Source organism: Methyloversatilis discipulorum, from assembly GCF_018780585.1.
GTDB lineage: Bacteria > Pseudomonadota > Gammaproteobacteria > Burkholderiales > Rhodocyclaceae > Methyloversatilis > Methyloversatilis discipulorum_B.
The window spans coordinates 1-17,314 of sequence record NZ_JADMJL010000017.1 but is presented as its reverse complement, the minus strand read 5'-3'; the positions used below and the strand labels follow the sequence as shown (position 1 = coordinate 17,314).

Annotated in this window: 26 protein-coding genes; all 26 read left to right on the top strand. The window is 66.5% G+C overall.

The features are described from left to right. Positions 1 to 2 precede the first annotated feature (2 nt). The 26 genes from IV112_RS08460 (at position 3) to IV112_RS08335 (ending at position 17,159) form a co-directional block, all read left to right on the top strand. Positions 3 to 1,310 carry a DUF2213 domain-containing protein gene (locus IV112_RS08460; protein ID WP_304002854.1) on the top strand — a complete coding sequence of 436 codons (1,308 nt, stop codon included), beginning with the start codon at positions 3 to 5 and terminating at the stop codon, positions 1,308 to 1,310. Between the two features lie 16 nt (positions 1,311 to 1,326). After that, entirely contained in the window at positions 1,327 to 1,818 is a 492-nt protein-coding gene (locus tag IV112_RS08455; protein WP_304002853.1) for a structural cement protein Gp24, read from the top strand. 14 nt (positions 1,819 to 1,832) lie between these two features. Beyond that, positions 1,833 to 2,894: a DUF2184 domain-containing protein gene (locus IV112_RS08450; RefSeq protein WP_304002851.1), complete on the top strand. Its 1,062-nt coding sequence runs from the start codon at positions 1,833 to 1,835 to the stop codon at positions 2,892 to 2,894. A 10-nt stretch (positions 2,895 to 2,904) separates the two neighbouring features. Further along, a complete protein-coding gene (locus tag IV112_RS08445) occupies positions 2,905 to 3,225 on the top strand; it encodes a hypothetical protein (protein ID WP_304002848.1) in 321 nt (106 codons plus the stop codon). After that, positions 3,225 to 3,608, top strand: a complete 384-nt coding sequence (locus IV112_RS08440) for a DUF4054 domain-containing protein (RefSeq protein ID WP_304002846.1) — start codon at positions 3,225 to 3,227, stop codon at positions 3,606 to 3,608. The genes IV112_RS08445 and IV112_RS08440 overlap by 1 nt, the downstream gene beginning before the upstream one ends. Beyond that, a complete protein-coding gene (locus tag IV112_RS08435) occupies positions 3,605 to 4,150 on the top strand; it encodes a hypothetical protein (RefSeq protein WP_304002843.1) in 546 nt (181 codons plus the stop codon). Before IV112_RS08440 ends, IV112_RS08435 begins: the two co-directional genes overlap by 4 nt. Next, entirely contained in the window at positions 4,147 to 4,521 is a 375-nt protein-coding gene (locus IV112_RS08430; protein ID WP_304002840.1) for a hypothetical protein, read from the top strand. The genes IV112_RS08435 and IV112_RS08430 overlap by 4 nt, the downstream gene beginning before the upstream one ends. A 4-nt stretch (positions 4,522 to 4,525) precedes the next feature. Then, complete coding sequence (locus IV112_RS08425; RefSeq protein ID WP_304002838.1) at positions 4,526 to 5,080, top strand: phage neck terminator protein; 555 nt, start codon at positions 4,526 to 4,528, stop codon at positions 5,078 to 5,080. A gap of 10 nt (positions 5,081 to 5,090) precedes the next feature. After that, a complete protein-coding gene (locus IV112_RS08420; protein ID WP_304002836.1) occupies positions 5,091 to 6,578 on the top strand; it encodes a DUF3383 domain-containing protein in 1,488 nt (495 codons plus the stop codon). Between the two features lie 10 nt (positions 6,579 to 6,588). Continuing rightward, positions 6,589 to 7,029 carry a phage structural protein gene (locus IV112_RS08415; protein ID WP_304002834.1) on the top strand — a complete coding sequence of 147 codons (441 nt, stop codon included), beginning with the start codon at positions 6,589 to 6,591 and terminating at the stop codon, positions 7,027 to 7,029. A 10-nt stretch (positions 7,030 to 7,039) separates the two neighbouring features. Next, positions 7,040 to 7,483 (top strand): phage tail assembly chaperone, encoded by a 444-nt coding sequence (locus IV112_RS08410; protein ID WP_304002831.1) that lies wholly within the window; start codon positions 7,040 to 7,042, stop codon positions 7,481 to 7,483. 23 nt (positions 7,484 to 7,506) lie between these two features. After that, a complete protein-coding gene (locus IV112_RS08405; protein WP_304002828.1) occupies positions 7,507 to 7,662 on the top strand; it encodes a DUF6889 family protein in 156 nt (51 codons plus the stop codon). A gap of 79 nt (positions 7,663 to 7,741) precedes the next feature. Beyond that, on the top strand, positions 7,742 to 9,142 hold the full coding sequence (locus tag IV112_RS08400; RefSeq protein ID WP_304002826.1) for a phage tail tip lysozyme: 1,401 nt from the start codon (positions 7,742 to 7,744) through the stop codon (positions 9,140 to 9,142). Continuing rightward, the gene (locus tag IV112_RS08395) at positions 9,142 to 10,074 is read left to right on the top strand and encodes a phage baseplate plug family protein (protein ID WP_304002824.1); all 933 of its coding nucleotides are present in this window, start codon (positions 9,142 to 9,144) and stop codon (positions 10,072 to 10,074) included. Before IV112_RS08400 ends, IV112_RS08395 begins: the two co-directional genes overlap by 1 nt. Next, entirely contained in the window at positions 10,071 to 11,051 is a 981-nt protein-coding gene (locus IV112_RS08390; protein WP_304002822.1) for a phage protein, read from the top strand. Before IV112_RS08395 ends, IV112_RS08390 begins: the two co-directional genes overlap by 4 nt. After that, positions 11,051 to 11,719, top strand: a complete 669-nt coding sequence (locus IV112_RS08385; RefSeq protein WP_304002820.1) for a Gp138 family membrane-puncturing spike protein — start codon at positions 11,051 to 11,053, stop codon at positions 11,717 to 11,719. The genes IV112_RS08390 and IV112_RS08385 overlap by 1 nt, the downstream gene beginning before the upstream one ends. A 2-nt stretch (positions 11,720 to 11,721) precedes the next feature. Continuing rightward, complete coding sequence (locus IV112_RS08380) at positions 11,722 to 12,075, top strand: hypothetical protein (RefSeq protein ID WP_304002817.1); 354 nt, start codon at positions 11,722 to 11,724, stop codon at positions 12,073 to 12,075. 1 nt (position 12,076) lies between these two features. Next, a complete protein-coding gene (locus tag IV112_RS08375; protein WP_304002815.1) occupies positions 12,077 to 13,255 on the top strand; it encodes a baseplate J/gp47 family protein in 1,179 nt (392 codons plus the stop codon). A gap of 2 nt (positions 13,256 to 13,257) precedes the next feature. Beyond that, positions 13,258 to 13,947: a DUF2612 domain-containing protein gene (locus IV112_RS08370; RefSeq protein ID WP_304002814.1), complete on the top strand. Its 690-nt coding sequence runs from the start codon at positions 13,258 to 13,260 to the stop codon at positions 13,945 to 13,947. After that, a complete protein-coding gene (locus tag IV112_RS08365; protein ID WP_304002813.1) occupies positions 13,948 to 14,652 on the top strand; it encodes a gp53-like domain-containing protein in 705 nt (234 codons plus the stop codon). Between the two features lie 14 nt (positions 14,653 to 14,666). Continuing rightward, entirely contained in the window at positions 14,667 to 15,197 is a 531-nt protein-coding gene (locus tag IV112_RS08360) for a DUF4376 domain-containing protein (protein ID WP_304002811.1), read from the top strand. Positions 15,198 to 15,259: 62 nt separating this feature from the next. Continuing rightward, positions 15,260 to 15,625, top strand: a complete 366-nt coding sequence (locus IV112_RS08355; RefSeq protein WP_304002809.1) for a hypothetical protein — start codon at positions 15,260 to 15,262, stop codon at positions 15,623 to 15,625. Then, a complete protein-coding gene (locus IV112_RS08350; RefSeq protein WP_304002807.1) occupies positions 15,625 to 15,873 on the top strand; it encodes a hypothetical protein in 249 nt (82 codons plus the stop codon). Before IV112_RS08355 ends, IV112_RS08350 begins: the two co-directional genes overlap by 1 nt. After that, positions 15,870 to 16,517 (top strand): glycoside hydrolase family 19 protein, encoded by a 648-nt coding sequence (locus IV112_RS08345; RefSeq protein WP_304002804.1) that lies wholly within the window; start codon positions 15,870 to 15,872, stop codon positions 16,515 to 16,517. Before IV112_RS08350 ends, IV112_RS08345 begins: the two co-directional genes overlap by 4 nt. Then, complete coding sequence (locus IV112_RS08340) at positions 16,514 to 17,038, top strand: hypothetical protein (RefSeq protein WP_304002802.1); 525 nt, start codon at positions 16,514 to 16,516, stop codon at positions 17,036 to 17,038. Before IV112_RS08345 ends, IV112_RS08340 begins: the two co-directional genes overlap by 4 nt. Then, on the top strand, positions 17,013 to 17,159 hold the full coding sequence (locus IV112_RS08335; protein ID WP_304002800.1) for a hypothetical protein: 147 nt from the start codon (positions 17,013 to 17,015) through the stop codon (positions 17,157 to 17,159). Before IV112_RS08340 ends, IV112_RS08335 begins: the two co-directional genes overlap by 26 nt. Positions 17,160 to 17,314: the final 155 nt, after the last annotated feature.

Sequence of the window (17,314 nt, the reverse complement as noted above, 5' to 3'; positions counted from 1 at the left end):
CCATGACCCGAACCGCTGACCGCCGCGCGGTGCAGGTGATCGACCGCGGGCGCTACTACACGACCAACCAGCTCGGCCAGAAGCGAAGCACGACGCCGGAGGGATTCCTCGTCTGCCACGACGTGCCGATCGCTCGCACCGGTGTGCAGCTGTACCTCGACGAAGAGCTGGTCGGCGAGGACGGGAAGCCGCTTGTGAAGGGCGGCCCGGACGGTCTGGTGCGCGTCGAGCGCGAGGCAGATCAGGTCTTCCGCGACGACACGCTGAAGTCGTTCGAAGGCAAGCCGGTCACCGTGAATCACCCGGAGAGCTTCGTGACGCCGGAGAACTGGCGAAACCTGACCATCGGGTTCGTGCAGAACGTGCGGCGAGGTGACGGCATCGAGGACGACCTGATGCTGGCGGATCTGGTGATCACCGACGCCGACGGCATCGAGTACGTGAATCGGGACCTGCCGGAAGTGAGCGCCGGCTACGAGGCCGAGTACGAACAGCTGGCACCCGGGCGCGGGCGTCAGCTCAACATCGTGGGCAACCACGTCGCGCTGGTGGAGCGAGGCCGCGCCGGCCCGCGCTGTTCAATTCAAGACGGAGTACCTGACATGACGACGAAGAAGAAGCGCAGTTTCTGGGACCGGCTGATGACCGCCGTGAAGGCGCAGGATGCCGAGGCGATCAAGGCCGAGATGGAAGACATGGACGACGAGGAAGACGAGGGCGAGGAAGGCAAGAAGAAGCCGACCGGCGACTCCGCTGTTCTGGCCTCGATCAACGCCCAGCTCAAGACCCTGACCGCCGATGTCGCCACGCTGAAGGCGCGCGCGCATGACGCCGATCCGGACGACGAGGACGACGAGGACGACGAGTCGAAGAAGAAGACCGACGACGAGGTTCTCGACCCGGAGCCGGCCGAGCACAACGGCGAAGCCAAGGGCAAGGTGCTGTCCGGCGACTCGCTGAAGGCCGTCGTCGCGCGCGCCGAGATTCTGGCGCCGGGCATCCAGATCCCGACCGGTGACAGCGCCGCGGCTCCGGTGGTGGACGCGCTGATGCGCAACGCCCTGACCACGGCAATGGCGAGCGAGAGCGGCAAGGCCTGCGTCGCGCCGTTCCTGGCCGGCCGCGAGGTCAAGGCGCTGACCGGTAACGCGCTGCCCGCGGTCTTCACCGGTGCCGCCGAGCTGGCGCGCGTGAAGAACAACGACGCGCAGCGCGGCAAGGGGAATCTCCCCACCCGAGACTTTGGCCGGGCGACCGACCCGAAGTCCATCAACGAGCGCAACCGCGAATTCTGGGCGAAGGCCCGCTAACCCGAGGAGCATCACCATGGCTGCATACCAGTACCGCATTCCTGCCGGCATCCCGGGCGACGTGACCCGCCAGTCCGCCGCCAAGATCGAGTCGCAGGTTCTCAACTCTTCCCTCCCGTTCGCCGGCTACGGCCTGTTCGGGAAGCTGGCCAGCAACAAGTTCGTGCCGGTCGGCAGCGGTGACGCCGCCAGCGCCGTGTATGGCCTGCTGGTCCGCCCGTACCCCATCACCGGTGCGAACGCCAGCGACCCGCTGGGCACCAGCGTGCCGCCCACCACCGGCCTGGCCGACGTGCTGCGCAGCGGCTACGCCAACGTGAAGATCAACGCCGGTACCCCGGCAGCGGGCGGCCAGGTCTATATCCGCGTGGCAGCCGCTGCGGCGGGTAAGCCCATCGGCGGCATCGAGGCGGCGGCCGACAGCACCAACACCATCGCGGTGGTCGGCTGCATCTTCATGTCGGCGGCGGACGCCTCCGGCAACGTCGAAATCGCCTTCAACATCTGAGCGGAGCCCACATCATGAGCAAAATCATCCTGGCCGCGTCCATGGGCGCGGCTCTCGCACCGATCCCGGCTCCGTCCGTGATCACCCGTCGTCGCGGTCGCGTGGAATTCCGCGACGGCCTGATGACCTTCGATGCGCAGACCATCGACTCGGCCGGCGTCTTCCTGGTCGGCGAGCTGGAGCGTCTGGACCCGCGCATCCACGAGCCGCTGGCGGCCGTCACCTGGTCGCGCGACATCGACCTGCGCAGCGATGTGAGCATCGCCGACGAGTTCTCCAGCTTCACGAACTCCAGCTTCGCCGCTGCCAACGGCGTGCCCGGTTCCGGCAAGGCGTGGGTCGGCAAGGACGCGAACGCCATCACCGGTATCAGCCTGGATCTGGGCAAGACCACCAGCCCGCTGCCCCTCTGGGCGATGCAGCTGGGCTGGACCATCCCGGAGCTGGAGAGCGCGCAGAAGCTGGGCCGCCCGATCGACCAGCAGAAGTTCAGCGCGATGCAGCTGAAGTACCAGATGGACATCGACGAGCAGGTCTATATCGGCGACACCGCGCTGAACCTGTTCGGCCTGGTGAATTCGCCGCTGGTGACCGCGACCAACGTCGTCAATGGCGCCAGCGCGTCGCCGCTGTGGTCCAGCAAGACGCCGCAGGAAATCCTGAACGACGTGAATACGCTGCTGAACAACGTCTGGACGGCGTCCGCCTGGGCGGTGTGCCCGTCGAAGCTGCTGGTCGATCCGGTGAACTACAGCCGCCTGGTCTCCACGCTGATCTCGTCGGCCGGCAACATCTCGGTGCTGGAGTTCCTGAAGGTGAACAGCCTCTGCAACAGCATCAACGGCCGTCCGCTGGACATCCAGCCGCTGAAGTGGCTGACCGGCCGCGGTGTCGGCGGCACGAACCGTATGGTGGCGTACTCGCAGGCGGAGGACCGCGTCCGCTTCCCGCTGGTTCCGCTCCAGCGCACGCCGCTCGAGTACCGCGACCTGCGCCAGCTCACGACCTACTTCGGCCGCCTGGGCGCCGTCGAGTTCGTGTATCCGGAAACCGTCGGCTATGCTGACGGCCTCTGAGGAGACGGCCATGCGGACCTTTCACACGAAGTGCGTCCTGACGCTGGACAACGGCGAGCGCCTGACTTTCGAGCCGGGCGCGGAGGTGCCGCCGGAGCACGCCCGCCACTGGTACGTGCAGCTGCACAGCCACGAGCCGGCGCCGGTCGTCGATCTGGAGGCCGAGCGTCTGGCAGCCGAGCAGGCCGCAGCCGCCGAAGCCGAGGCCCAGCGCATCGCCGCCGAACAGGCGGAAGCGCAGCGGATCGCGGACGAGGAAGCAGCGGCCGCAGCGGAAGCCGCTGCTGCTGCCAAGCCCGTCGCCACCTCCAAGAAGAAGGCAGCCGCCTGATGGACGTCGCAGGTTTCCGCAGCCGTTACCCGGAGTTCTCGGACTCCTCCGAGTACCCGGACGCAATGGTTCAGATGCACCTGACGGTTGCGGGAATGCTGCTGCTCGAAGAGGTGTGGGGCGAGCTCATGGACATGGGTCACGGCCTGTTCGTGGCCCACAACATGACCATCGGTCGCCGCAATCAACAGGCCACAGGTGTCGGCGGCACGCCGGGGGAGGTCACCGGTCCGAAGACCGCGAAGGCGGTGGACAAGGTCTCGGCGAGCTACGACACGTCGGCGGTGACGCTGGCAGACGGCGGTTTCTGGAATGCGACGTCCTACGGCGTGGAGCTGCTGTACTGGGCGCGCCTCATCGGCATGGGTGGTCGCCAGCTGTGAAAGCCGTCCTCGTCCGCAAGGCGGACAAGATGGGCGCGGTACTGAAGGCACTGGACAAGCTCACGCGGCGTGACGTGCTGGTCGGCGTGCCCGGCGACACCGCTGACCGCGATCAGGACGAGTACGGGCCGATGAACAACCCGACGCTCGCCTACATCCACGACAACGGCAGCCCGGCCCAGAACATCCCGGCGCGGCCGTTCATGGCGCCGGGTATCGAGGCCGCGCGCGAGCGCATTAGCACCGGTCTCGGAAAGGCGGCCAGCGCGGCGCTGGATGACCGCGACGACCTGGCCATGCGTCACCTTGAGCGCGTGGGGCTGGCCGCGCAGAGCAGCATCCGGCGGTACATCTCCACGGGCAACTTCGCACCACTTGCGGCCGCCACGCTGCGGGCACGCGCTGCACGCGGCAGGAAGGGCGCGCTGCTGGAACTGGCCAGCCGGGCCGCCGGCAATGCGCCGAACAACGAGAGCGCGCGGCCCCTGATCGACAGCGGGCAGCTGCGCAGGTCGATCAACTACGTGATCCGGGGGCGATGATGGCGCTGCTGGACGTTTCCGACATCCTCTGCGACCCGGACTTCATGGACACCGGACTGGTCTGCGAGCGCCTGACGCAGACCATCGGCGCGAACGGTCGCGCCACCAACGCGCCGGCGCAGACGTCCTTCGCGGGCGTCGTGACCAGCGACAAGGGCGACCTGCTGATGCGGATCGCCGAGGGCGAGCGCACGGTGGGCAGCATCATCATCCACACGCGCTTCGCGTTGCAGGACGGCCGACCCGGCCAGACTGCGGACGTGGTGATCTGGCAGGGTCGGCGCTTCACGGTGTCGGCGGTGCAGGACTGGTCGCACTTCGGCCGCGGCTTCGTGATGGCGAACTGCGACCTGCTACCGCTTCAGGGGTAACTCCATGGCGAACAGCTCGGCAACCGGCGGATATCTCCAGCCGGCGGGCACCCCTGCGCCCGCAGAAGACGATGCACTGGACGACATCATCCAGGCGGCCGTGGTCGGCATCACCGGCCTGTCGGGTGATTTGGTGCGGCCGCGGTTCCAGCCCGGCCACCCGCGCCACCCGGAGCACGGCACGAACTGGTGCGCGGTGGGTGTCGTGGAATCGACGCGAGATGCCGGCCCGGCGATCGAGCACCAGGCTGCCGGTGACGGATTCGACCGCTACACCCGGCATCAGGAGATCCGCGTGCTGGCCAGCTTCTACGGTCCGAATGCTCACCGCTTCGCGGGCCTGCTGGCCGACGGACTGGCAGTGCCGCAGAACCTCGAAACACTGGCCGCGCAGGGCGTGGCGTTCATCGACGCCGATGACGCGCGCCGCGTGCCGGAGCTGATCAATCAGCAGTGGGTGAATCGCTACGACGTGCCGGTCCGCCTGCGCCGCGCCATTCGCCGCAGCTACCCGATCCTGAACATTCTTTCCGCCGACCCGGCGTACTCCACCAACTGAGGACACACCAATGAGCACTCTCGGACTGCCTGTCAGCGACATCGTGAATGTCCAGGTGGTGCTGGCGCCGCTCGCCGCGCAGACGCGCGACTTCGGATCGCTGCTGATCCTGGGCGACAGCGACGTCATCGACACCACCGAACGCCTGCGGCTCTACACCACGCTGGATGCCGTGGCCGACGACTTCGGCACTCTGGCCCCGGAATACAAGGCCGCGGCCCTGTACTTCGGCCAGACCCCGCAGCCCTCCACCCTGTACCTGGGCAAGTGGGCGCGCACGGCGACCGCCGGCAAGCTGCGCGGCGGCGTGCTGTCGGCAGCCGAGCAGACCCTGACGAACTTCACCGCCGTGACCACCGGCGCGATGAAGATCAGCGTCGATGGTGTCGAGCAGTCGCTGACCGGCCTGAATTTCATCGCCGCGCTGAACCTACCCGGCGTGGCCGCCATTCTCGACACCGCGCTGACCGGCGCGACCGTTGAATGGGATGCGGTCAATCAGCGCTTCGTGATCACCAGCAGCACCACGGGTGCCTCCTCGACGATCAGCTTCGCGACCGCGCCGTCGTCCGGTACCGACGTGAGCCAGCTGTTCAAGCTGCGCAGCACTAACGGCGGCTATGTGGCGCCGGGTGTGATCGCGGAAACGCCGGTGGCGGCAGTGCAAGCGCTGGCGAACATGAGTTCGGCCTGGTATGGCCTGTACATCGCCGGCGGGGCTGCACCGACCGACGATCAGGCGGTGGCCGTCGCTGAGTTCATCGAAGGCAGCGGCCTGTCGCGCATCTACGGCATCACCACGCAGAACGCGGGCGTGCTCAACGCGGTGACCACGAACGACATCGCGTCGCGCCTGAAGGCGCTGGGCTACAAGCGCACCTTCGTGCAGTACAGCAGCAGCAACGAGCACGCCGCGGCGTCGATCTTCGGGCGCGCCTTCACGGTCGAGTTCCAGGGCAGCAACACCACGCTGACCATCAAGTTCAAGCAGGAGCCGGGGGTTACCGCCGAGACGCTGACCGCCAGCCAGGCCGTGGTTTTGCGGGGCAAGAACTGCAACGTGTTCGTCCGCTACAACAACGACACGGCCATCATCCAGGAAGGCGTGATGGCCAACGGCTACTTCTTCGACGAGGTGCATGGCACGGACTGGCTCCAGAACGACGTGCAGACGGCCATCTACAACCTGCTCTACACCTCCACCACCAAGATCCCGCAGACCGACGCCGGCATCAACACCATCCTCACCACGATCTGCCAGCGCCTGGAACAGGGCGTGGTGAACGGCCTCATCGCCCCCGGACAGTGGAACGCACCGGGCTTCGGCACGCTGCGTCAGGGCGACTTCCTGCCGACCGGCTACTACGTCTATGCACCGCCCGTGAGCGACCAGTCGCAGGCCGACCGGGAGGCGCGCCGCGCGCCGGTGATCCAGTGCGCGATCAAGCTCGCCGGCGCCGTGCATTTCGTCGACGCCATCATCAACGTGAACCGCTGAGGTCTGAACCATGAGCACCTATTCGTTTCAGGACGTCGCCGCCACCCTCGTCGGCCCGACTGGCATCGTCGATCTGGGCTACGGCGCGGCCGTGGCCGAGGAGGGCATCACGATCGAGCCGGCCGGCGACAAGAACACCATGCTGATCGGTGCCGACGGCGAGGGCATGCACAGCCTGCACGCCGACAAGAGCGGCACGATCACCGTGCGGCTGCTCAAGACCTCGCCGACGAACCTCAAGCTGCAGGCGATGTACAACGCCCAGACGCTGAACGGCGCACTGCACGGGCAGAACGTCATCACCGTGCGCCAGAAGACGGCCGGCGACCTCACCGTGGCGCGTTCGTGCGCCTTCAAGCGCAAGCCGAACCTCGCCTATGCGAAGGACGGCGACATCGTCGAGTGGGGCTTCGACTGCATCAAGATCGACACCCAGCTGGGCGAGTACTGAGGTAGCCGACATGCGAGAGCACACCATCGGCGCGAGCACCTACCGCCTGAACAAGCTGTCCGCGATGCAGGCGTTCCACGTGAACCGCCGCATCATGCCCATCATCCCGACGCTGATTCCGATCTTCGCGAAGCTGGCCAAGGAAGGCAGCTTCGGCGCCGACCTGCTGGGATTCGCCGAGGTGGCCGAGCCGTTCGCACGCGGCATCTCCGAGCTGCCGGACGACGTCTGCAACTACGTGTTCGCGGCGTGCCTGGGCGCTGTTCAGCGGCAGACCGTGCCGGGCACGTGGGCGCCGGTCTGGAACCAGTCGGCCGGCGTGATCATGTTCGACGACCTCGGCCTGGACGTGATCCTGGAGCTGGTGGTCGAAGTCATCAAGGACAACCTCGGGCCTTTTATAGCCGGTCTGCTTACCAGCCAGCAGAGCGGACCGAAGCTGGCGGCTGGCTGACCCTCCCGGGCGGAGAGGACTGGGTGCTGTCACCCGTGCTCGCCGGCCTCTGCAAGTACGAATCCCTGATCGACGGAACGATGAGCCTGGCCGACGTGGCCCTGCTCAACGACGCGCTGCTGGTGCGCACCGATAACCAAGACATCGCCCGTCGGCGCATGGAGAGAGCACATGGCTGAGAAAGACATCCTCCGCGAGTACCTGGTCAAGCTGGGCTTCCAGATGGATCAGGCCAGCGCGAAGAAATTCACCGACTTCATGGCCGGCGCCGACAAGGCGGTACTGAGGTTTATGAGCGGCGTTGCCGCCGCAGCGGTCGCGGTCACCGCTGGCGTGTCGAAGTTCGCCGCCCAGATGGAGCGCCTGTACTGGGCTGCCCGGCACGGCGGTTCCTCGGCATCCGGTTTCAAGGCTTTCGAACGCACAGCGGAGAACCTCGGGGCTTCCGTCGAGTCGGCGCGCGGCGCCGTGATCGGGCTGGCCTCCAGCATCCGGAACAACCCGGTGATGGAGGCGTTCTTCAAGCAGTTCGGCATCCAGACCCGCGACGCCAAGGGCAACATCCGCGACACCACGGATCTGCTGCGCGACATGTCCCGGGTGTTCCAGGACATGGACTATCTGGTCGCCAATGCCTACGCCAAGCAGCTGGGTATCACGGAAGACCTGCTGATCGCCATGCGAGACCCGGCCTTCTCCGAGATGTACGACCGCCAGAAGAAGATCGCCGAGGCCAGCGACACGGCCTCCGAGGCGGGGCAGCGCTTCATGGTCAAGCTGCGCGCGCTCGAGGATCGCATCACGGCAGTGGGTACCGTGATCGGCGAGAAGCTTATCGACGTGCTCGGACCACGCATGGACGCCGCCGCGCGATGGTTCGAACAGAACTCAGATTCGATCGTGAAAGTGGTCGATCTGATCATCACCGCGGTGGTGAACGCGGAGCGGATCATCATGCCCATCATCAACAAAATCATCGAAGGCTGGCGGCTGCTCATCAAGCTGGGGCAGGACGCCCTGGCCATGGTGCCGACTGACATCCTTGAGAAGGGATTTTCGAAGCTCGACAAGGGCTTCGAGTGGCTGGGGATCAAGGATGCCATTCATGACATGCTCGGGATGGGTGGCGGTGCGCCGGCTGGCAGCGGCATGGACCCCATGGCCTTCTTCCAGAGCATGGGGTGGTCGAAGGAGCAGGCGGCCGGCATCGTGGCCAACCTGCAAGCCGAGTCGGGCATGAACCCGCGCGCGGTCGGCGACAACGGCAAGGCGGTGGGCATCGCCCAGTGGCACCCGGATCGGCAGGCGAATTTCCGCCGGTGGGCTGGCAAGGATCTGAAGGACGCGACCGTCGAAGAGCAGATGCGCTTTGTCCATTACGAGCTGACGCAGGGCTCCGAACAGAAGGCCGGTGCGCTGCTGCGCGCCACCCAGAACGCGCGGCAGGCCGGCGAGGTGGTGAGCCGCTACTACGAGCGCCCGCTGGCCACCGATGCCGAGGCGTCGCGCCGCGGAACGGCTGCCGCCCAGATCGCCCAGACCACGACCATTCAGGTGATCGGCGCCGGTGATCCGGTGGCCACCGCCAACCGCGTGGCCGACGCACAGTCTCGCGTGAATCAGGACATGGTGCGCAACTTCACGCCGGTTCTGAACTGATGTCGCTGCTCGACTTCATCCAGCTCACGCCGCGATCGAGCATCGGTGGCATCGAGATTCAGGCCACGCTGGAAGAGATCCACAACTCGACCGTCCAGATCACCGAGCATCCGGTCGAGCTGGGCGCCGAGATCACGGACCACGCCTTCAAGAAGCCGGACGAAGTGGTCCTGCGCTGCGCGTGGTCGAACAGCTCGCCGCAGGCGCTGCTGGGCACCGTACAGCGGCTGTTCTCCGGTGAGCTGAGCGGCGCCGACTACGTGTCGGACGTCTATTCGCAGCTGCGCGAACTTCAAGAGGCGCGCACGCCTTTCGAGATCGTCACGACGACGCGCCGCTACCAGAACATGCTGATCACCGCGCTCCAGGTGACTCGCGACCAGAAGACTGGCAACGCCCTGGTCTGCACGGCGACGTGTCGCGAGGTGATCATCGTGCAGACCAAGGCGACGACGCTGCCGCCGCGGCAGGATCAGGCCAGCCCGGAGGAAACCGCCGAGGTGGAAGACCGCGGCACGGTGCAGGCTGTGCCGGCCACGCCTTCTCCGGGTGGCGCGGTGTCGCCGCTGGACATGGTGCGCCAGGCCACCGGAAACCCGCTCGCCACGAGCATCAATCCGGGCGACTTCTTCAGCGTGCCGGCGCTGCCGACGCCGCAGAGCTTCGGCATCTCGCTGGGAGGTCTGGACCTGAACATGAACCTCGCGTTCAAGGGCGCCGCCGGCTGGGTCATGGACGTGGCCAACAACGTGGGTGACACCCTGCTGTCTGGCGTGCCGCTGGTCACCGGAGGCAACCTGCTCGAGCAGTTCGAACACCTGGGCATCCCGGGCGGGCTGTGGGTCCAGACCAAGAACGCGCCGGACGCCGTGCCGACCTTCGACAATCTGGGCGTCGAGAGCTTCCTGTTCTATGTGGCGGGCCGCGCATGAGCGTCGCCCAGTACCTGCGCAAGTTCAGCCTGATCGTCGGGCCGGACAGCGGAGAGGCGCGTGACCTGTCGGACCTGCGCTGCTACTTCAGCGTGCGCCGCGGCGACAACGAGACGCCGAACACGGCCGACATCCGCGTCACGAACCCGGCGCCGGCGACGGTCCAGCAGGCGATGAGCAGCGAATTCACGCGTGTGGTCTTGCAAGCCGGATACGAGGGCAACTTCGGAGCGATCTTCGACGGCCAGATTAAGCAGACGCGGTACGGTCGAATCTCCAGCACCGAGACCTATCTGGACATCCACGCCGCCGACGGCGACCGGGCCTACAACTACTCGACCATGGCGCTGTCGCTGGCAGCCGGAGAGAACGGCCAGCGCCGGCAGCTCGATGCCGTGCTCGGCTCCATGGCCTCGTTCGCCGTGTTTCAAGGCTATGTACCACCGGACCTGCCGGACAACCCACTGCCGCGCGGCAAGGTGATGTTCGGCCAGTGCGCGGACGAACTCCGCATCATGGCGCGCAACTCGCTGACGAACTGGAGCATCCAGAACGGCAAGCTGCAGCTGGTGCCGGAGACGGCATACCTGCCGGGCGACGTGCCGGAGATCAACGCCTCCACCGGCATGATCGGCATTCCGGAGCAGACGCAGAACGGCATCAAGGTGCGCGCGCTGCTGAACCCCGCGCTGAAGATCGGCCAGGTGATCCGGCTGAACAACGCGAGCATCCAGCGCTACCGGCGGCCGATCAGCCTGGGCGCGACGGTCCAGAACGACACCTTCGACATCCGCAACCCGATCAACCCGGACGGCCTCTACTACGTGATGGTGGCGGACTACTACGGCGACAGTCGCGGCGACAGCTGGTACTCCGACCTGACCTGTCTGTCGGTCGACGCCACCATCGACCCCGAGTACCTGAAGACCCAGCCGGTCGGCGTTCCAGTCGTGTCGGCGATCAAGAGGCGAGGCTGATGGATCGCAGAGAGAGATTCAGCGACGAACAGGCCGCAATCCGCGCCGCGATGGCACGCCTGCAATCCCGCCTCTGGACGGCCATGCCCGGCATCGTCGATTCGTTCGACCCGGTGCGCATGGTCGCTAACGTGCAGCCGGCCATCACCGCTCAGCTGCGCACGCCGGAGGACATCGTGCAGGACGTGCAGATGCCGTTGCTGCTGGACTGCCCGGTGGTGTTCCCGGGCGGCGGCGGCGTGACGCTGACCTTCGCACTCGCGCCCGGCGACGAGGTGCTGGTGGTGTTCGGCAGCCGCTGCATCGACAGCTGGTGGCAGCAGGGCGGCGTGCAGGGCCAGGCCGAGCTGCGCATGCACAACCTGTCCGACGGCTTCGCCATCCCGGGCCCGCGCTCGCTGCCGCGCCGCTTCAACGTGAGCACTACGGCTGCGCAACTGCGCTCAGACGACGGCGAGACCTATGTCGAGCTCCAGCCCGGCGGCAAGGTACGCATCCAGGCGACCGACATCGAGATGCACGCGCGCGAGTCATGGTCGTGGGATGTGAATGGCTTCGGCGAGCGCTGGGAGCACACCGGCGGCGCGAACTACACGCGCACCCGCTGGCAGACCGGGGCGACCGTCACGAACGTTGATCTGCCCATCAACCCGCCCGAAGGCCCCTGACCATGCGCTATCGGAAACTGGATGCTGCCGGCGACTACGTCCTCGGCGGGCAGGCCGCCTTTCACACGAACACGCCCGAGGCCGTGGCCCAGGCCATTCGCACGCGGCTCGCGCTGTGGCGCGGCGAGTGGTTTCTCGACGCCAAGGAAGGCACGCCATGGAATCAGGAGGTGCTGGGCAAGCGCGTGCGCGGCCGCTCGCCAGACGCTGCTGTCCGGTCCCGCATTCTTGGAACGCCGGGCGTGATCGAGATCGCCAGCTACAGCAGCGAGTTCAACGGCGACACGCGCGCCCTCTCCATCACCGCGACGGTGCGCACGCAGTACGGCACCACGACCATCACGGAAACCCTCTGATATGGCCTCCCAGACTGCACCGACCATCGACGCGGCCGGCATCCGCGCGCCGCAGTTCGCCGACATCCTGACGTGGCTTCAAGACCAGTACCGCGCGATCTATGGCGCCGACGTGTATCTGGAAGCCGACTCGCAGGACGGCCAGTTCCTGGCGCTGGTGGCCGCCGCCATCAACGACAGCAACACGGCGTGCATCGAGGTCTACAACTCATTCAGCCCGGCCACCGCGCAGGGGCACGCCCTCAGTCTGAACGTGAAGCTGAACGGCATCCGCCGGCTGGTGCCGACCGCTTCCACGGTGGACCTGCTGCTCGGCGGCACCGTGGGCACGACGATCACCGGTGGCTTGGTGACTGACGCCGACGGCACCCAGTGGCGCCTGCCTGACACCGTCACCATCCCCGGTACCGGATCGATCACCGTGACGGCTACGTGCGTCAAGCTGGGTGCGATCGAGGCCGCCGCCGGCACGATCACCAAGATCGCCACGCCCACCTTCGGCTGGCAGACCGTCACCAACCCGTCGGCCGCTGTGCCCGGAAGCCCGGTCGAGACGGATGCTGCACTGCGCTTGCGCCAGTCGCGGAGCGTGGCGGTGCCGTCGCAATCGATCTTCGAAGGCATCGTTGGCAGCGTCGCGAACCTGGCCGGCGTGACACGCCTGCGCGGCTATGAGAACGACAGCGATACGCCGGACGCCAACGGCGTGCCGGGGCACCACATCGCCCTCATCGTCGAAGGTGGCGACGTGGCGGCGATCGCGAACACCATCGCGATCAAGAAGACGCCGGGAACCGGGACGGCCGGCGACATCGTGCAATCGGTCGCCGATGCGTTCGGCGGCAGCCACATCATCCGCTTCAGCCGGCCAACCGTCGCCGACATCAAGATCAACATGACGATCCAGGCGCTCACCGGCTACTCGTCGGCGATCCTTCCGCGCATCCGCCAGGCGATCGCCGACTACCTGAACGGCCTGTCGATCGGCGAATCGGTTCTCTACAGCAAGCTGTTCGTACCGGCGAACCTCGGGAACGACAGCGTGGGCATGACCTACGCCATCACGGCCATGACGGTCGCGCGCGATGCCGGTGCGTACGGCACGTCGAACGTCGTGCTGGCATTCGATGAGGCTGCGGCCTGTGACGTGGCCGACATCGCCATCACCGTGGTGACCTGATCGTGGCCCGCGACTACACCGCGCTGATCACCAGCGAGCACCGGACGGCGCCGCGCTTCGTTGCGACTGCCGGAGCCGTCACCGGTGCACTGGCCATGACGGCTGACGTCACGCGCTCGATTCCGGATGCGTTCGACGTCGAGACGGCGGTCGGAGCGCAGCTCGACATCATCGGCCTGTGGATCGGCCAGTCGCGGCTGATCCCGAACGTTCTGCTGCTCCAGTTCTTCGGCTTCTCGGGCAACCCAGCGGCGCTGCCATTCGGAGAAGAGGACAACCCGTCGGGCGGCGGCCGTTGGTACGAGGAGGGCGAGGACTATACGGCCACGACGGTGCTTGGCGACGCCGAGTACCGGACGCTGATCCTCGCGCGCATCGCTCGCGACATGTCCAAAGGCACGACGGCCGAGCTGCTGGGTTCGTTGTCCTTCATCTTCGGCGGGGCACTGGTCGCGCTGGACGACCCGGGCGACATGACCATCAGCGTTGCCATCGGCCGGTATCTGACGCTGGTGGAGCGGGCAATCATCGCCAACCTGGACATCCTGCCGCGGCCGGCCGGCGTTCGCATCAGCCGCCGCGTGATGTTCAACAGCGAGCGCTACTTCGGTTTTGAGGGACAGGCAAACGCTCTGTCATTCGGTGAGGAAGGGCTGCCGGAGGTCGGTGGCCTGTTCGCAGAGGAGTTCTAAATGGCAATCACGAAACCGGACGTCCTGCCGCCGTGGGCGGAGAGTGGCGACGCCGTCCAACCAACGAACGCAGAGATTCAGGTCGGATGGCCAGCGGGCGCCACGCCGCCGTCGCGGCAGCGCTTCAACTGGATCCTGAACTACTGCATGAACGGCGTCCGCTACCTCGTACGTCGCGGGCTGTCTGATTGGGACGCCGCGGAGACGTATGCCATCGGCGACCGCGTCATTGGCCCGACGGGTTCGACTTATCAGGCCCTGACCGCAAACACCAACAAGACGCCAGCCTCCAACCCGTCGGACTGGGCGTTGTGGGCGTTCGGACCCAGCGATGTTGCAACTGATTCGAGCGACAACTCGGGGAAGATTGCGACCACGTCGTGGATCCGGAGTGCGATGTCCAACATTGCTAGCGTTGCAGGGTTCGAGTCTCTGTTCGCGCCGGCTGGATATGTAGTTCTGCCGAGTTGGCTGGGCGGCTTGATCATTCAATGGGGAAACATCTCGGCGGTGGCGTCGGGCGCGAGTGCAACCATCACCTACCCGATCTCATTTCTTAATGCCCGGTACGCATTCTCAGCGATCGGGAACAGCCCGAGCCCTGGCGCCATAACTTTCGAGAACGTTACCCCACTAGTGTCAGAGCGCGTCTGGAATCAGTCCGGCGCATCCAGAAACGTATTCTGGTTCGCCGTTGGGCACTAAAGGAGGAGTGGTCTATGGGAATTTTATACTCTGCTGAAACCGGGGGCTTCTACCTGACGCGCGTTCATGGAGACAGCATTCCTCAAGATGCCGTAAATATCACTGCCGACGAGCACGTATCGCTATTGTCCGGGATGTCTTCCGGATTGCGAATTGTTCCCGGAGACGGCGGAGTTCCATTGCTGCAGTCTCCCGACGAGGCGTCGATAGACGAACTTCGTGGCCGCAAGATGCTCGAGATCGAGCAGGCTCGCGACGCGGCCATCGTCGGCGGATTTGACTTCAACGGCACCCGCTTCGACTCCGACGCCAAGAGCATTCAGCGGATCAATGGTGCCGTGACACTCTCTCTGCTGAACCCCGCCTTCGAAACCGACTGGATCACCTTCGACAACAGCCTCGTCACGCTCAACGCCACCCAGCTTGCCGGCCTCGGCGTTGCCGCGGGACTGCACGAAAAAGCGCAGATCTTCCGGGCGCGACAACTGAAGGATCAGGCGCTCGCCGCCACCACGCGCGAGCAGCTCGCCGCCATCACCTGGTAGCGGTCGTTCCACCCCAGCCCATCAGGCCGCCTTCGGGCGGCTTTTCCATTTCTGGAGACGCAATGACTGAACCCACCGCCACCGCGGCAGGGGCCGCTGCCGGCGCCCTCACGGTGCTGCCTGTCGCCATGCTGGGCGCCCAGACGGACGCGCTCGGGCTTGGCCTCTTCGGCGCGCTGCTGGTCTGCATGTGGCTGCGCTCCGTGCGCACCCGCTCGCGCGCATTCAGTGCGGTGCTGCTGTCCGGCCTGCTCGCGGGATACGGCTCTCCGATCGCCGCGTCCGTCGCCTCCGGCTACCTGAGCGGGATGAATGTGGACGCCTTGCGGCTACCCATGGCGCTGCTGATCGGCGTGCTGTCGCCGACCCTCGTCCCCATCCTGCTGCGCGTAGCGGCGGCGCGCGTCGATCAAGGCGGGGTGCTGTGATGGACGCGCTGCACGTCTGTGGCATTGCGGCTGCCGTGGTGGTGCTGGTGCGCGTGGTCTGCCTGGCCAGCCACCTGTCACCGGACGGCTGGAAGGGCATGCTGCCGCGCTTCTTCGCGTTCTCCGTGTCGCTGGCCGCCTTTGGCGCCTCGGCCTTCGCGGTAGCCGCGGACCTGCCGTTTTCTGGACAGGCGCTGCTGGTCAGCGTCGCGGGGCTGATCGTTTCGGACCGGAGGATGACCCGATGATCCTCTCTCCTATCCAGCTCATGCGCATCGTGCCGCGCTGCCCGGACGAAATCGCATGGACCGCCGGCCTGAACGAAGCGCTGCGCGAGTTCGGCATCGAATCGAAGCTGCAGGTCGCACACCTGCTTGCCCAGCTCGCTCACGAGAGCACCGAATTCACGCGGCTTGTTGAGTCGCTGACTTACACCAGCGCGGGGCGCATCTTGGCAGTCTGGCCGTCCCGCTTCTGGCTGCCCAGCCCGCAGCAGCCGACGTGTCCGGCCGGCAAACGTGACGCCCGCGGTTTCGTGCGGGCGCCGGTGCTGCTGGCGAGCTACGTCTATGCCGGTCGCAATGGCAATGGCGCAGAGAGCACGTCGGACGGCTTCCGCTTCCGTGGCCGCGGCCCGATCCAGATCACCGGCCGCAGCAACTACGCGCGCTGCGGCCAGGCGCTCGGCCTGCCGCTGATCGAGCAGCCGGATCTGCTGACCGATCCCGACGTCGGCGCGCGCGCTGCCGCCTGGTACTGGACTGACCGGAAGATCGGACCGCTCGCGGACGCGAACGACATTGAGGCCGTCACCCGCAAGATCAACGGCGGCACACACGGCATCGAGGACCGGCGCCGGTATTTCCAGACCGCGATGCGGGTGCTGTCGTGATCGCCGGCACCTTCGTGCGCGCGCTGCCCTCGTGGGTGCTCTGGCTGGCGCTGGCCGCGCTGGTCGCGGCGTCGGCTGGCTGGGGATACACGCGCGGTCTGTCGGCCGAGCGCGAGGCTCGCGACGACCTGGTCGCCGCATTCGCACAGTTCCGCGCCGAGGTGGCCGCCCAGGGCCGGCAGGCACAGGCCAGAACCGAGGCCGAGATCACACGACAGGAGACCATCAATGCCCAGACTCATACCGCCTACGGTGTCGTTGTCGATCGCTTGCGCGCTCTGCACGCTGCTGACCGCCTGCGCCTCACCGCCGGTTCAGCACGTGCCGGTGGCAGTGCAGTGCCCGCCGATGCCCCGACCGCCAGCCGAGCTGATGCAGCCGCTGCCGACGCTGGACCTGATCCCGGTGGAGATGCAGCCACCGAAGCTCCGGGCTCGCTGACAGAGCGTTGTCAGGCGGCGACACTGCAATGCGTCTGGCTCCAGCACTGGATCGATGAGCAGGCCGCAGCCGTGCCCTGAGTGCGCGCGGCTGCGCGACAAGATCGCCGCGCTGAGGGAAGATCGCAGCGCGTGGCGTGCGATCGCCGTCATGCTCATGGGGCTGTGCCGCACGCTGCGGGACATCGCGATCCGGCGGTGAGGGCGGGGCGGGGGAACCGGAAAATATTAGACAACCGTCTAATATTCGCCCCACCAGCGGCATAAATGAAAACGGCCCGCATCGCTGCGGGCCTTTTGTGTCTTGGCTCCCCGACCTGGGCTCGAACCAGGGACCTACGGATTAACAGTCCGGCG